Annotated in this window: 9 protein-coding genes and 1 pseudogene; 3 read left to right on the top strand and 7 right to left on the bottom strand. The window is 71.1% G+C overall.

The annotated features are described in order from the left end of the window. The 5 genes from VF289_RS04380 to VF289_RS04360 form a co-directional block, all read right to left on the bottom strand. Positions 1-756: DUF624 domain-containing protein (locus tag VF289_RS04380; RefSeq protein WP_330881458.1), on the bottom strand; the 756-nt coding region annotated here is incomplete at its 3' end. Then, positions 753-1,724 carry a carbohydrate ABC transporter permease gene (locus VF289_RS04375; RefSeq protein WP_330881457.1) on the bottom strand — a complete coding sequence of 324 codons (972 nt, stop codon included), beginning with the start codon at positions 1,722-1,724 and terminating at the stop codon, positions 753-755. The genes VF289_RS04380 and VF289_RS04375, both read right to left, overlap by 4 nt. 4 nt (positions 1,725-1,728) lie before the next feature. After that, on the bottom strand, positions 1,729-2,691 hold the full coding sequence (locus VF289_RS04370) for an ABC transporter permease (protein ID WP_330881455.1): 963 nt from the start codon (positions 2,689-2,691) through the stop codon (positions 1,729-1,731). Next, positions 2,691-3,917 (bottom strand): Gfo/Idh/MocA family oxidoreductase, encoded by a 1,227-nt coding sequence (locus tag VF289_RS04365; protein WP_330881463.1) that lies wholly within the window; start codon positions 3,915-3,917, stop codon positions 2,691-2,693. Before VF289_RS04365 ends, VF289_RS04370 begins: the two co-directional genes overlap by 1 nt. Before the next feature lie 373 nt (positions 3,918-4,290). Beyond that, positions 4,291-5,736 (bottom strand): NAD(P)/FAD-dependent oxidoreductase, encoded by a 1,446-nt coding sequence (locus tag VF289_RS04360; protein WP_330881461.1) that lies wholly within the window; start codon positions 5,734-5,736, stop codon positions 4,291-4,293. A gap of 500 nt (positions 5,737-6,236) precedes the next feature. Here VF289_RS04360 and VF289_RS04355 point away from each other — a divergent pair, with 500 nt between their 5' ends. The 3 genes from VF289_RS04355 to VF289_RS04345 all read left to right on the top strand — a co-directional run bounded on the left by VF289_RS04355 (position 6,237) and on the right by VF289_RS04345 (position 13,438). After that, a complete protein-coding gene (locus tag VF289_RS04355; RefSeq protein ID WP_330881453.1) occupies positions 6,237-8,741 on the top strand; it encodes a bifunctional UDP-sugar hydrolase/5'-nucleotidase in 2,505 nt (834 codons plus the stop codon). Positions 8,742-8,925: 184 nt separating this feature from the next. Continuing rightward, positions 8,926-11,778, top strand: coding sequence for an ExeM/NucH family extracellular endonuclease (locus VF289_RS04350; RefSeq protein WP_330881451.1), 2,853 nt, complete (start codon positions 8,926-8,928; stop codon positions 11,776-11,778). A 241-nt stretch (positions 11,779-12,019) separates the two neighbouring features. Further along, entirely contained in the window at positions 12,020-13,438 is a 1,419-nt protein-coding gene (locus tag VF289_RS04345; protein ID WP_330881449.1) for an APC family permease, read from the top strand. Positions 13,439-13,490: 52 nt separating this feature from the next. Here the strand turns inward: VF289_RS04345 and VF289_RS04340 are convergent. Beyond that, positions 13,491-13,580, bottom strand: a pseudogene (locus VF289_RS04340) (hypothetical protein); the annotation flags it as partial. Between the two features lie 178 nt (positions 13,581-13,758). Beyond that, positions 13,759-14,793 carry an ABC transporter ATP-binding protein gene (locus tag VF289_RS04335; RefSeq protein ID WP_330881447.1) on the bottom strand — a complete coding sequence of 345 codons (1,035 nt, stop codon included), beginning with the start codon at positions 14,791-14,793 and terminating at the stop codon, positions 13,759-13,761. Positions 14,794-14,896 lie beyond the last annotated feature (103 nt).

Raw genomic sequence — 14,896 nt, 5'->3', positions numbered from 1 at the left:
GTGCTGGGAGTGCGGTGCAGGGTCGTGGGCGGGCAGGGGGTCGTGGGACAGGGGAGTGCGGGGCGGCCGGTCGTGCGGGGATGGCGCGGCGCGGGGGAGCGCGCGCTCGAGACACCAGGCGGAGGCCGCGAAGGGGACGCCGACGCCGATCACCGGGAGCAGCCCGGGCCAGCCGGACAGGACCAGCAGCAGCGGCCAGCCGAGCCAGATCGCGATCAGGGTGAGCGACAGGACGGGCCGGGACATGCCCAGGGCGAGCCCGGCGGTGAACAGGTGCGAGAGTCGTGGTGGAGCAGCGCCGCTCGCGGAGGTCCGTTCGACCACGAGCGCCAGGTACGGGAGCGTCGTGGCCAGCAGCAGCACGGCCAGCAGCACCAGCCCCTGGGTGATCGCCGCCGGGATCGGGGCCTGGGTTCGCGAGAGCCACCAGGTCAGCGCCAGGGACATGAGCAGCGCCACGGCGAGCAGCCCGGCGGCGGCAGCGGGCCGACGATGCATGCGCCGGCGCGCGCACATGATGCTCCGCACGTCGACCTCCTGCTCCCCGCGGGCCCAGGCGCTCGCCACGGCATGGGCGCCGACGGCCGCGGGGCCGATGCCCAGCACGATCCCGCCGCGCAGCGTGAGCAGCGTCCACCACAGGTTCAGCCACACCAGCTGCACGGCGCGGTGCACCAGCGCATCCAGCCCGCCCAGCAGACCGGAACCGACGGACCGGCCGGAGCCGCCCAGCAGGCCGGAGCTGCGGGCCGTCATCCCTTCACCGAACCGATCAGCACGCCCTGGGTGAAGAAGCGCTGCAGGAAGGGATAGATGAGCAGCAGCGGCAGCGAGGCCACGATCATCACCGCGTACTTGATGAGGGAGGCCAGGCGCACCTGCTCGACGATCGAGCCGGCGTCCCCGCCGGTCCCGGCGCCTCCGCCCCCGGCGGAGGGGTCCTGGGAGACGATCAGCAGTTCCCGCAGCACCAGCTGCAGCGGGAACTTGTCGCGGTCGCTGAGGTAGATGAGCGCCTTGAAGTACTCGTTCCACAGGCCCACCCCGTGGAACAGGCCGAGGGTGACGATGATCGGCAGGGACAGCGGCAGCGCGATCCGGAGGAAGGTCTGCAGGTCGCTCGCACCGTCGACCTTCGCGGCCTCGGCGAGCTCCTCGGGCACGGTCTGGGTGAAGAACGCGCGAGCCACCAGGATCGACCAGGCCCCGGCGGCGCCCGGCAGGATCACCGCCCACATGGTGTCCAGGAGGCCCAGGTTCCGCACCAGCAGATAGGTGGGGATGATGCCGCCGGAGAAGAGCATCGTGAACAGGATGTACCAGGTCACGGCCGTGCGGCCGATCATGTGCGCGCGAGAGAGCGCATAGGAGCACGGCAGGACCAGGGCCAGGTGCACCGCGACCCCGACCAGGGTGTACACGATCGAGTTCCGGTATCCGATCCAGATCGCCGAGTGCCCGAACACGCGCCGGTATCCGTCCAGGGTCGCCTCGACGGGCCACAGCCACACCCGTCCGGCCTGGACGGCCTGCGGGTCGCTGACCGAGGCGATGATCACGAACCACAGCGGGTAGCCGATCATCACCACCACCAGCAGCACGAAGACCACGTTGAGGCGGTCGAACCACCTGTCGTCGCGGCTGCCGACGGCCTTGTGGATCACTCGCGTGCCGTCGAGCCGCGTGGAGGTCTCCGCCGGGGCGGAGGGCGTCGTCGATGTCATGGCGTCACCACAGACTGTTCTCGGAGAATTTTCGGGCCAGCTGGTTCACGGTGATCAGCAGCAGGATGTTGATGACGGAGTCGAAAAGGCCCACGGCCGCCGCATAGCTGTACTGGCCCTGGAGCAGACCGGTCTCGTAGACGAAGGTCTGGATGATGTCCGCCGTGCTCGCATTGAGGTCGTTGCTCATCAGCAGCACCTTCTCGAAGCCGACGGACATGAAGCTGCCGAAGTCGAGGATGAACAGGATGACCACCGTGGGCATGATGGCGGGGAGGTTCACGTGCCGGATCCGCTGCAGGCGGTTCGCGCCGTCGACCTGAGCGGCCTGATGCAGCTCGGGGTTCACGCCCGCGAGCGCGGCGAGGTAGATGATCGTGCCCCAGCCGAGCGACTGCCACACCCCGGACCACACGTACAGGTGCCGGAACCAGCCCGGATCCTGCATGAACTGGATCGGGTCGAGGCCCACGAGGCCCAGCACGTGGTTGATCAGTCCGGTGTTCGGGTCCAGGAAGGCGAACATCATGCCGACCACCACCACGGTGGAGACGAAGTGCGGGGCGTAGGTGAGGGTCTGGGAGAACTTCTTGAAGAACCTGCTGCGCAGCTCGTTCAGCGCGAGCGCGAGGATGATCGGGAGCGGGAACAGGAGCATCTGGTAGATGCTCAGCGCCAGGGTGTTGCGCAGCAGTCTCCAGAAGTAGAACGAGCCGAAGAACCGCTCGAAGTTCTCCAGCCCGGTCCAGGGGCTGCCGGTGATCCCGCGGGTGGCGATGAAGTCCTTGAAAGCGATCTGCACCCCGTACATCGGGACGTAGTTGAAGATCAGGAAGAAGATCAGCGCGGGCGCGGCCAGCAGGTACAGCTGCCAGCTCGCGGCCAGACCGCGGCGCAGACGGCGGCGACGGGAGGCCGGGACCAGGGGCTGCGCCCCCGCGTCCGCCTGCGTGGTGGGCCGTCCCATCAGCGCACCGGCTGCATGGTGCCGAAGACCTGCTGACGCAGCGGAGCGAGGTCCACCGGGAGGCCGGTGCGGGCCGAGTCCTGGAGCGCCATCGCGCCCAGCACTGCGTCGATGCCGTCGGCGAGATCGGCTCGCGGGGTCCGCTCCTCCCCGGCGGCGAGGCGCCAGAAGGTGTCGCCGAGGATCTCGTCACCGCCGTGGTGGCCGCTGGTCCCGGTCCGGACCTCCTCGTGCTCCCGGGTGGAGCCGGGGCCGCCGGCGGGATCAGCGAACGACAGGTCGAGGGTCCGCGCCGAGAGGTCCCCTTCCAGCAATCCTTCGGTGCCGAAGATCCGCAGCCGACGGGTCGAGCGGGGCTGGGCCATCACCGCAGTGAAGGTCGCGAGCGTGCCGTTGTCGAACTCGAGCGTGGCGACCTGGCGGTCGGGGAGGCCCGAGAGGGCGTAGGGCGAGTGCTGATCGGTCTCGCGCAGCACCTGCTTCGCGGCAGCATCCCCGTAGTCGATCTCCCCGGTGCCGGCGGCTGGCCGGAACCGGGGCAGCTGCTCCGCCTCGGGCCGCGGCCGGAAGGCGAGCGCGGAGGCCATCGAGTGCACGCGCACGGGGCGGGAGTCGAGCACGTACCCGAGCACGTCGAGGTCGTGACAGCACTTCTCGAGCATCCAGCCACCGGAGCGGGTCACGTCCTGCCGCCAGCCCTGGTACTGCACCATGGTCAGCCCGGTGCCGAGGTTCTCGTCGGCCTGGACGGAGAGGATCTCGCCGAGCCGACCGGAGCGGACGATCTCGCGCACCCGCTCGTAGAAGGGGGTGTAGCGGAGCACGAATCCCACGACGGTGCGTCCGCCGGGGCGGGCCTGCTCTGCCCGCCACAGCGCGCCGAGGTCCTCGAGCGTCGTCGCGACGGGCTTCTCGAGCAGGAGCGGGAGCCCGCGCTCCATCGCGGCGACCGCGCTGGGCACGTGCTGGTCGTTCGGGGTCGCCACGACCACGGCGTCCATCTCGGGATCGCGGAGCATCGCGAGGCCGTCGTCCAAGAGCGCGGGGCGGGCGCCCAGGAGATCGGCGAAGGCCTGGCGGCGATGGGGATCGGGATCGGAGATCGCCGTCAGCCGCACGGACTCCTGCATATTGTCAGGGATGTTACGGAAGTAAGACGCCGCTCGCTGGCCGGCGCCTACAAGGCCGACCCGTAGGGGAGCTTGCCTGCTGGTCACATCGTTCATATGGGTCGTGCCCACCGCCTGGTGCCGAGGGTGCGCGTTGCCGATCGGCTCGAACGCACTTACGTAAGAATGTGGCTAAAACCTAGGAGGGCCACCCAAGGGTGTCAACCCTCCTTCGGGCGCTCCCAGCGCCGACCAGGGACGATGCGTCGCAGTTCCCGCAGAGTTCGTCTGCCCGTCATCGCGCGGAGCATCTCCGTTCAGCGCGAGGAATCCCCGTCCAGCGCGACGGATCTCCGTTCAGCGCGATGGATCTCCGTCCAGCACGACGCCCCGCCCCCGCAGGAGCGGGGACGGGGCGGTTCTGGTCCGGTGATGCGCCGGCGCGCTGGCGCGCTGGCGCCGTGGCGCGATCAGTCCTGAGTCGGGGCCGTCAGTCCTTCGTCGGCGCGGCGGCGTCGGCCGCGCCCGGGGCGGCCTTCGCGGCGGCGAGGTCGGAGGGGGACGAGGCGCCGGCACCGGCGCCGAACAGGCGGTGCGCGGCCTGCTCCTCGAAGACCTTCGCCGCGCGCAGCGAGTCGACCTCTCCCACCACCGGGTTCGGCTGGTGGGTGGCGCGGGTGCCGCTGTACAGGGAGACCAGGTTCATCGCGACCGCGCGCTGGTTGCGATGTCCGATCATCTTCATGACGTGCACGCCGAGCCAGGCGGCCCAGCCGATCGAGCCCGAGAGACCGCCGAGGACGGGGATCTCTGCGATCGCGGCGTGACGGCCGATCGTCGCCATGGTGCCCAGGTCGGTGTACGTGAACTTCTTGCGCGGCTTGCCGGCGACCTCCGCGGCGATCGCACGGGCTGCAGCCTGGCCGGACTGGATCGCGGGCTGCGCGAGCTGGGGGAGCGGCTCGTCCTGGCCGGCGATGTCCCCGGCGGCGTAGACCCCCGGGAAGCCCTTGACCTGCAGGTAGTCGTCCACGGCGAGGCGGCCGCGCTTGTCCTGGGGGAAGCCCCACTCGGAGACGGACTCCGGGATCGCGACGCCGGCGGCCCAGATGGTGATGTCGGATTCGAGGACCGAGTCGTCGTCGAGCACCACGTGGTCGTAGCCGACCTCCTTCACCCCGCGGCCCAGCCGGAGCACCACGCCGCGATCGGCCAGCTCGTCGGCCGCGTACTGACGGTACTTCGTGGAGAACTCCTTGAGCAGCTCGTCACCGCGCTGCAGCACGGTGACCTGGAGCGTGCCCGGATCCATCTCCGGGTAGAGGATGTCCAGCTCCTGCATGCGGAAGTCCGCCAGGGCGCCGGCGATCTCGACTCCCGTCGGCCCGCCGCCCACGATGCTCACGTGGAGCTTGTCGTGGGTGACCCCGGCCTCGCGGCTGGAGCGCTCGAGCTCGGAGAAGACCCGGTCGCGGATCGCGAGCGCCTGGGAGCGGGTGTACATCGGCATCGCGTGCTCTTCGGCGCCGGGGGTGCCGAAGTAGGTGGTGGTCGCGCCGTTGGCGACGATCAGGTAGTCGTAGGCGATCTCCTGACGGCCCTTCTGGCCCTCGTCCAGGCACACGACCTTCCGCTCGGGATCCACGCCCTCGACCTCGCCCTGGCGGTAGCGCATGTTCGGCACCTTCAGCGAGAGCCCGCGCAGGAACATGGTGACGTCCCCCGGGTTCAGCCCGGCGGTCGCGACCTGGTACAGCAGCGGCTGGAACGTCTTGTAGACGTTGCGGTCGATGAGGGTCACGCGCACGCGGGCGTCGCGCAGGGCGCCCACGGCATGCGCACCGGCGAAGCCGCCGCCCAGGATCACCACATGCGGCCAGCTCGCGCCATCCTTCGCGGGGACGGTGGGGCGACGGGAGAGGAACGGCAGCGGCATGACCATGGGACGGCCTCCTGGAGGTGACGGTGGTCGGCACCCGGGCGGTGTCCCGTACGGGGGCCGGCGTCGGCGGGAGTGATGGGGAGAGTCGGCGGGCTGCGGGCGGTTCCGGGCTGTGACCCGGGGTGCGAGCTCGAGAACTCTCGAGCTCGGAGTCGAAGACGGGGCCGCGGGAGAGGGGACCGTCCGAAGTCCTCACCGATGCTACCCACTCGCGCGCGAGCGGTGGCGATCATGCCGCCGGTTCCGGGGCGCGATTCACAGTCGGGGCGGGCGCAGCGGCATCGCGCGGGCCAGGTCAAGCGCGGGCAAAGGATCTCCCGAGCCCCGGTCAATCCTGGGACGCGGGTCACACTCCTGGGTGAACATTCGATGACGGCTGTCGGCCGGGCGGGAGAACCCCTCGGCGTGTCCCGTGTCGCATGGGGTGAGATGGCTGACGCACCCCCGCACACCTCGCACCCACTCGCCTCCCACTTCGTTCCCAGGAGACCTCCATGCCCGTCCCCTCCCGCAGACGCCTCGCGCGTCGCGCGTCCGTCGGCCTCGGGGCCGCTGCGGTGGCCTTCGCCGCCGCCGTCGTGCCGATGAGCGGCGCCGTCGCCGCCGAACCCGGCGACCAGGTCACCCTGATGGGCTTCAACGACTTCCATGGTGCCATCGGCGGCGCACGTGGCCTCGTGTGCCAGGTGGAGACGGTGCGTGCCGAGGGCACCCCCTCCGTGCTGATCTCCGCGGGCGACAACGTGGGCGGCTCCGCCTTCGAATCCGCCGTGGCGAACGACGAGCCCACGATCGACGTGCTGAACGCGATGGGCGTGGACGCCACCGCGATCGGCAACCACGAGTACGACCAGGGCATCGACGACCTCCAGGAGCGCATCGAGCCCGGCACCGAGTTCCCGGACCTCGCCGCGAACGTGTACGACGCCGAGGGCAATCGGGTCCACGAGGCCTACACGGTCGTGGAGAAGGATGGTCTGAACATCGCCGTGATCGGCGCGGTCACCACCAAGACCGTCGGCAAGGTGAGCCCCGCCGCGATCGAGGGCCTGACCTTCGGCGACCCGGTCGACGCGGTCAACGACGTGGTCCAGGAGATGGAGGCCGAGGGCATCGAGTACGACGTCCTCGTCGCCTCCTACCACGAGGGTGCCAGCGCGAACGCGGAGCCCGGCGTCGCCCCGGCCAACACCGACCCGATCTTCGACAAGATCGCCGGCGAGACCTCCCCCGAGGTCGACGCGATCTTCAACGGCGACTCGCACCGCACCTACCACTACAACGCCCCGGTCCCCGGCCAGGACGGCGAGGAGCGCCCGATCATCCAGACCGGCGCCAGCGCCGCATACCTCGGCACCGCGACGCTCGAGCTGGGCGAGGACGGCGACTGGGACATCGTGGGCGAGCCCGAGCTGCGCGACACCGCGCTCGCCGAGGCGGACGAGGAGGCCGGCACCCCGCGCGAGGAGTGCGGCGTCTCGAACGACGTCATCGCGAACGTCGAGGAGATCGCCCAGGACGCGATCGACCAGGCCGCCGTCGTCGGCGCCGAGCCCGTCGGCTCCATCGCCTCGGACATCACCACCTCGTGGGACGACTCCAAGGCCGGCTACGTCGACGGCATCCGCACCGCCTCCGCGCCCGTCGGCAACCAGGCCACCACCAAGGGCGACAACCGCATGCGCCACTCCGCCGCGGGGGACATGCTCGCGGACTCCATGAAGTGGTACCTCGAGGACGCGGGCCTGGACGGCGAGCACGAGGTCATCGGGTTCATGAACCCCGGAGGCATCCGCGCCGAGCTGTGGGACCAGGCGGCCGGCGCCGAGGGCGACGGCGTGGTCACCTACGCCGAGGCCAACTCCATGGTGCCCTTCGGCAACACGCTGAACTCGGGCGAGGTGACCGGAGCGCAGTTCGCGCAGATGCTCGAGGAGCAGTGGCAGCGCTCCGCCGACGGCGGCGAGGTCGACGAGGGCGACGAACCGTTCCTCGCCTTCAGCGTCTCGGAGAACGTCGAGTACGTCTTCGACTCCACCCGCGAGCGCGACGACCGCATCATCGACATCCGGGTCAACGGGGAGTCGATCGACCCCGACGCCACCTACACCATCGTCACCGCGAGCTTCCTCTTCGAGGGCGGCGACAACATGTGGGCGCTCTCCGAGGCGCAGGACGTGCGCGACTCCGGCGTGCTGGACCGTGACGCCTTCATCCAGTATCTCGAGGCGAACCCGGAGCTGGACCCCAGCTTCGGCCAGCGCCAGCTCGAGCTGCAGATCCTCGACGGCGGCGAGTACGACTCCGAGGCCGGGGTGGACCGTGATCCGGTGCTGCGGGTCGGCAACGTCGAGTCCCAGAGCCTCGGCGCCCCCGAGATCGAGACCGTCGTCGTGGACGCGGGCGAGCACGGCACCTTCGAGGCGCCCTACGCCATGGTCGAGGACGCCGGACGGCTCTTCGCCGACGTCACCCTCACCGATTGGCTGTGCGTCCCCGAGGGCACCGAGGTGCCGCTGACGATCACCGCGATCCCCGAGACCGGCACCGAGATCGTCATCGACATCCCGGCCTTCACCTGGACCTCCGGCGGCGCTCCCGAGGAGTGCGGCGCCGACGGCGGTGACGACACCCCCACCCCGCCCCCGGGCGACGGCGACGATGACGACGACCAGGGTGGTGACGACCAGGGCGGCGACGACCAGGGTGGTGACGACCAGGGCGGCCAGGGCGGTGACGACCAGGGTGGTGACGACCAGGGTGGCCAGGGCGGCGACGACCAGGGCGGCCAGGGCGGGGACGCCGGCACGGACGACGAGCAGACCGTCGTCACGCCGGTGGACGACACCACTCCCGGTGACACCACTGCCGGCGGCTCCGACCGCTCCGACCTCGCCCGCACCGGCGTGAGCCTCGGCGGAATGGTCGCAGCGATCAGCCTGCTCTCCCTCGCCGGACTCGGCGCGCTGGGCCTGCGCCACCGGCTGACTCGCTCCTGACCCACCCCTGATGACGGAGGGGCCGCCCCCACCGGGACCGGCCCCTCCGTCGCGCAGGCCGCAGCACCGCCCAGCCTCCACCTCGTCACCTCCAGGTCCTCACCCCCCGCATCGTCCGGTCGGCGTCGTCCGTCGGACCCCTGCAGCAGACTCTTCCCACCCTCCCTCTCCAGGAGCACTCTCCATGAGCAGCATCGCCCGGGGCCCCGGCCTCCGCTCGCGCCTCGCGCGCGTCGGCGGCGCCGTCGCCGCACTGACCCTCGGCCTGAGCCTCGCGCCCGGCCTTCTCCCCACCGCTCAGGCCGCCGCCGTCACCCCCGGCGACCTCCAGATCAACGAGGTCTACGGAGGCGGCGGCAACTCCGGCGCGAGCTTCCAGAACGACTTCGTCGAGCTGGTCAACACCTCCGACGCGGACGTCTCGATCGACGGCTGGTCCCTGCAGTACGCCTCGAAGGCGGGCAGCTTCAACAACACGCTCACCCTGGAGGGGTCCGTCCCCGCCGGCGGCACCTTCCTGATCGAGCTCGCCTCCGGCAACGGCAACGGCGACCCGCTGCCGGACGCGGACCTCACCGGCGGCATCAACGCCTCCGGCAGCGGCGGCGTCTTCGCGCTCTCCGATGCCGAGGGCAAGCTCGCCTGCACCGGTGCCACCTGCGCCGAGGACCCGGCGGTCGTGGACCTCGTGGGCTGGGGCGGTGCCTCCACCTTCTCCGGCGAGGCCCCCGCGCCCGCCACCACCAACGCCACCTCGGTGGCCCGTGTCGCTGCGACCGGCGAGAACTCCACCGACTTCGTCGCCGGAGAGCCCACCCCGACGCCCTCGGGCGCCGAGCAGCACGACCCCGGGGATCCGGGCGACCCGGGGGAGCCGGAGGAGCCGGGTGAGGTCATCGAGGCCACGATCTCCGAGATCCAGGGCGCCGAGGCGACCAGCCCTCTCGCCGGCCAGGACGTCACCACCGAGGGCGTGGTCACCGCGGTCTACGCCACCGGCGGGTTGAACGGCTACATCATCCAGACCGGCGGCACGGGCGGCGCGCTCGACCTCTCCAGCCACTCCGGCTCCACCGCCGTGTTCGTCTACTCCCAGGACACGATGGACCAGGTCGCGATCGGCGATTCCGTGCGCGTGACCGGCGAGGTCTCCGAGTACTACGACTCCACGCAGATCACCGTCGGCGCCGAGGGCCTCGAGCAGCTCGAGCAGTCCCTCCCGGCCGTCGAGCCCCTCACCCTCGAGGGCGGCTTCCCCACCGAGGAGGCGCAGCGCGAGAGCCTCGAGCACATGCTGTACCTGCCGGGCGAGGGCGACTTCACCGTCACCGATGTGTACAACACGAACCGCTTCGGCGAGGTGAGCCTGGCGATCGGCGACGAGCCGCTGCAGCAGGCCGGCGACATCATGGCTCCGGGCGAGGAGGCGAGCGCCTACTTCGACAGCCGCGCCGAGCAGCTGGTGCTGCTGGACGACGGCCGCACCACGAACTTCGCGAACAACCCCACCGAGCCGATGAGCTGGCTGACCACCGAGGAGCCCGTCCGCGTCGGCGCCGCAGCCTCGTTCACCGAGCCTGTCGTGGTGGCCTACTCCTTCGACCAGTGGCGACTGAACGTCACCACCCCGTGGGAATCCGCCGACGCCGACGGCGTGGACTTCGAGAACACCCGCGAGGACGCCCCCGACGAGGTGGGCGGCGACCTGCAGCTGGCCACCTTCAACGTGCTGAACTACTTCACGACCCTCGGTGAGGACACCCCCGGCTGCGAGCCGTACACGAACCTGCACGGCGAGGGCACCACCGTGCGCGGCGGCTGCGACCTGCGCGGCGCCTGGGGCGCCGAGGACCTCGAGCGCCAGCAGTCCAAGATCGTCGACGCGATCTCCGGCACCGACGCCGAGGTGGTGGGCCTGACCGAGATCGAGAACTCCGCCCGCCTGGGCGAGGAGGCCGACGAGGCCACCGCCACCCTGGTGGCCGCGCTGAACGAGAAGGACGGCGAGGGCACCTGGGCCTACATCTCCACCGGTGACGCCTACGAGGCACTCGGCCTCGACGGGGGCCAGGACGCCATCACCAACGCCATCATCTACCAGCCCGCTGCGGTCGTCCCGCAGGGCGGCGCGCAGATCCTCGCCGGCGACGAGGCCTTCAACAACGCCCGCGAGCCGATCGGCCAGGTGTTCGTGCCGGTCGAGGGCAGCGGCGAGGAGCAGGTCGAGGGAGAGCCGTTCTTCTTCACCATCAACCACTTCAAGTCCAAGGGGTCCGCTGATCCCGAGGATGCGAACCTCCCGGAGGACCCGGTCCAGGGCAACGCCCGCACCTCCCGCCTGCAGCAGGCCGAGGCGCTGCTGACCTGGGGTGACGTGACGGCATCGGGGCTCGGTGTCGAGGACGTGTTCCACGGCGGCGACTTCAACGCCTACACGAAGGAGGAGCCGCTGCAGCTCTTCTACGACGAGGGCTTCGTGAACCTCGGGGAGACCCACGACCCCGAGGGCTGGTCCTACAGCTACGGCGGGATGGTCGGCTCGCTGGACCACGTGATCGCGAACTCCTCGGGCGCCGAACGCGTCACCGGCGCGGACGACTGGCAGATCAACGGCCCCGAGTCCGTGATGGTCCAGTACGGCCGCTACCAGAACAACGTCACCGACCTCTACGAGACCGGTCCCTTCGGCTCCTCCGACCATGACCCGATGATCGTGGGCCTGGACGGCGGCTTCCCCGAGGGCGGCGACGACGGCGAGGAGGGCCCCGGTGAGGGCGGTCCAGGGGAGTGCGAGCACCCGGGCAAGGCCAACGGCAAGGGTCACGACAAGGGCAAGGGCAACGGCCCCGGCCAGGGGAACGGGAAGGGCAAGGGCAACGGCAAGGGACACCCCCACTGCGACCCCGAGCACCCGGGCCACGGCAACGGGAAGGGCCATGAGCACGGCAAGGGCCATGGCAAGGGTCATGACAAGAGCGACGGCATCGGCCCCTGGGGCGGCGACCACCGCGGCCCGGGCGCCGGTCGCCACGGCTGACCCCACCTGCCCCTGACGGCCCCGGCAGCACGGGGGTCGCACGCAGTGGCCCGCCCCGACGGCCGCACTCCGGAGCCGCACCCTGGGGACGCCGACGGTGCACCGACGTCGATCGGTGGCACACCGTCGGCGTCCCCGTCATGCTGGAGACAGGGTGCTGACGCTGCAGGCAGCGTGCTGAAGCCGGCGACAGCGCGCCGACACGACCACGCCCACCGGTGACCTCGCAGAACGGATCCTCGTGACCGCTTCCTCCTCCGCCGCCCCCTCCGCCGGGTCGCTCTCCCGTCGCCTCGGACTGCGCGACGCGGTCGTGATCGGCCTGGCCTCGATGATCGGGGCCGGCGCGTTCGTCTCCCTCGGCGCCGCCCAGGACCTCGCCGGGTCCCTCGCCCCGCTGGCCGTGCTGATCGCGGCCGGGGTCGCGCTGTGCAATGCCACCTCCACCGCGCAGCTCGCCGCCCAGCACCCCTCCTCGGGCGGTACCTACCACTACGGCCGGAAGCAGCTCGGCCCCTGGTGGGGCTTCCTCGCGGGCTGGTGCTTCGTGATCGGCAAGATCGCCTCCTGCGCCGCGATGGCCCTGGTGATCGCCGCCTACCTGGTGCCCGAACCGGCACAGCGGTTCGTCGCCGCGCTCGTGGTCGTGGCGCTGACCGCCGTGAACCTGGTGGGCATCACCCGCACCGCGGCGCTCGCCCGAGTGCTGGTCGCGGTCGCGCTCGCGGCGCTCCTGCTCACCGGGGTCCGGCTCCTGATCGGCCTCGCCACCGGGCCGGCGGGACCGGCGGGGCTGACGGGGGTCGACGGGGGCGCTCCCGCCGGGGGCAACGCCGGCGAGATGTCCGGCGAGATCCCCGGCCCCCTCGCGGGGTCGGCCACCGGCCTCTGGGACGGCGGGCTGGCCGCCGTGCTCGGTGCCGGCACCGGGGGAGCGCTCGGGATCGTGCTCGCCGTCGCCCAGGCCGCGGCGCTGATGTTCTTCGCGTTCGCCGGATACGCACGGGTCGCGACCCTCGGCGAGGAGGTCACCGCGCCGCGCCGCACCATTCCGCGCGCGATCCTGCTGGCGCTCGCCGTGGTGGCTGCGCTGTACCTGGCGCTGTCCGTGGTGCTGGTGCTCGTCGGCCCCGCCCCCGGCGACCAGGGATGGGGCCCGGCTCCGTTCCTCACCGCGCTCGAGTCCGTGGGCGCCGGAGGGGTGTGGGCGGTGGTCATCACCGTCGGCGCGGCCGCCGCAGCCAGCGGGGCGCTGCTGGCCCTGGTCGCAGGGATCTCCCGCACGGCCCTCGCCATGGCCCGAGAACGGGACCTGCCGCCCGTGCTCGCCCACGTCAGCCCCCGGTTCTCGGTGCCGCAGCGGGCCGAGCTCGCCGCCGGGCTCGCCGTGCTCCTGCTGGTGCTGCTCGCCGCCGACGTGCTGGTCGCGATCGCCGCCTCCTCCTTCGGCGTGCTGCTCTACTACGCGGTCGCGAACCTCGCCGCGCTCACCCAGCAGGGGGAGTGGAGACTGTTCCCGAAGGCGCTGCAGGTGCTGGGGGTGATCGGCTGCGTGCTGCTGGTCGCAGCCCTGCCCGGCAGCACGATCGTGGCCGGGGTGGGACTGGTGCTGGTGGGCGTGGCCTATCGGGGAATCGTGCTGGCCGCTCGGCGCCGTTGAGCGCGGCATGGGCGAGGGCGGGCGGCCAGACGGATCCGGACCGGAGTCTCAGCCAGCTGAGGACGGCGCCGACGAGGATGCACATGATGACCATCGCGGTCATGTCGAGCCACGCGGGCTTGCTGGGGTAGTTGTATCCCAGGAGGATCAGGGGTGCATGCCAGAGGCCCCAGATCGATCCCTGCCGCGGAGCGCCGCGAGAACTGCGTCATCGAGCGATCACCTCCACGCAGCAGCCGTCCTTCTGGGGTCCCCTGTCCGGTCTGCGCGTCGAGACGTCGCGAGCGCCTCCTCCCTGCATATCAGCCCCTTCCGCCGCACTACCGGGCACCGTGCTCCAGGTCCCCGAGCCTGATGATGCGGTTCGTCATGGCGATCGTGTCGGGTCGGTGCGCGATCAGCAGCACGGCACAGTCCTTCGACTGCTTGAGGAAGTCCATGATCGCGGTGTCGGCGTCGGGGTCGAGCGAGGCTGTCGGTTCATCGAGCACGAGCACGCGGGGATTGTTGAGCAGCGCGCGTGCGATGGCGACGCGCGCGCGCTGCCCCCCAGAGATTCCCGTCCCGTGTTCGCCGACGGGGGTATCGAGCCCGCTCGGGAGGTTGGTGTGCGGGTCGAACATGCCGGTGGCGCTGGCTGCTTCGTGGATCGCTGCATCGGGGGCGTCAGGGTTGCCGAGGATGATGTTGGAGCGGATCGTGCCGCGCTGAAGAGGTGAGGATTGCGGGACCGTGGAAATGACACGGCGAAGCTCTTCATCGGGGATGTCGCGGAGATCGGTGCCGTCGATTCGGATACCCCCGGCGTCGGCGTCCCACATGCGCAGCGCCAGCCGCGCTGCTGTCGTCTTCCCGGATCCGGATGGTCCGACGAGGGCTACGGTCTCTCCCGGCCGGATATGCATGGAGAAGCCGTCGAGTACGCGTTCGCCGCCGCCATATGCGAACCCGACGCGGTCGAACACCAGTCCCAGCTCCGATGCTGGCTCGGGCCGAGGAGGACGCGTGGTGGCATGAACGGCCGGCGGGTGCTCGAGGACCTCGGTGATGCGCTCGGCAGCGGCCCGGAGAGTGCCGGCATTGCGCAGCAGGTCGGCGATCTGTGCGGCGGGGACGAGTCCGGCGACCGCGACAGTCACGGCGAGGGGGACGTGCTGTGGGGCGATAGCGGCGCGGTCGACGAGGATGATGAAGAGTGCTCCGAGCGCGGCGAGGGCGAAGGTGATGTCGGCAATCGCGCGTTCTGCTCCGAGCCGGGAAGCTTCCCGGGACTGGACTCGTGCGAGTGCTCTGGTGTCCTCGGTGAGCCGGTCGAGCTGCTTCTCGAGCGCTCCTGCGCCCGCGAGCTCGCGCATGCCTCGGAGGGTGTCGAGCACTTCCGAGCGCAGGGCGGCTGCTCCTGCTGTGAGGTCGTCGCTGTCGCGTCGGGCGCGACGTGCCGTGACCAGGGGAACGGTG

It is taken from the genome of Brachybacterium sp. (assembly GCF_036379615.1).
GTDB lineage: Bacteria > Actinomycetota > Actinomycetes > Actinomycetales > Dermabacteraceae > Brachybacterium.
The sequence above is the reverse complement of the archived record's forward strand: the minus strand, read 5'-3'. Positions and strand labels throughout refer to the sequence as shown.

Bases quoted from the DNA above. Each gene is read 5' to 3' on its own strand.
- VF289_RS04375 (WP_330881457.1), bottom strand. From the start codon at position 1,724: ATGACATCGACGACGCCCTCCGCCCCGGCGGAGACCTCCACGCGGCTC.
- VF289_RS04370 (WP_330881455.1), bottom strand. From the start codon at position 2,691: ATGGGACGGCCCACCACGCAGGCGGACGCGGGGGCGCAGCCCCTGGTC.
- VF289_RS04365 (WP_330881463.1), bottom strand. From the start codon at position 3,917: ATGAACGATGTGACCAGCAGGCAAGCTCCCCTACGGGTCGGCCTTGTA.
- VF289_RS04360 (WP_330881461.1), bottom strand. From the start codon at position 5,736: ATGCCGCTGCCGTTCCTCTCCCGTCGCCCCACCGTCCCCGCGAAGGAT.
- VF289_RS04355 (WP_330881453.1), top strand. From the start codon at position 6,237: ATGCCCGTCCCCTCCCGCAGACGCCTCGCGCGTCGCGCGTCCGTCGGC.
- VF289_RS04350 (WP_330881451.1), top strand. From the start codon at position 8,926: ATGAGCAGCATCGCCCGGGGCCCCGGCCTCCGCTCGCGCCTCGCGCGC.
- VF289_RS04335 (WP_330881447.1), bottom strand. From the start codon at position 14,793: ATGCGCGAGCTCGCGGGCGCAGGAGCGCTCGAGAAGCAGCTCGACCGG.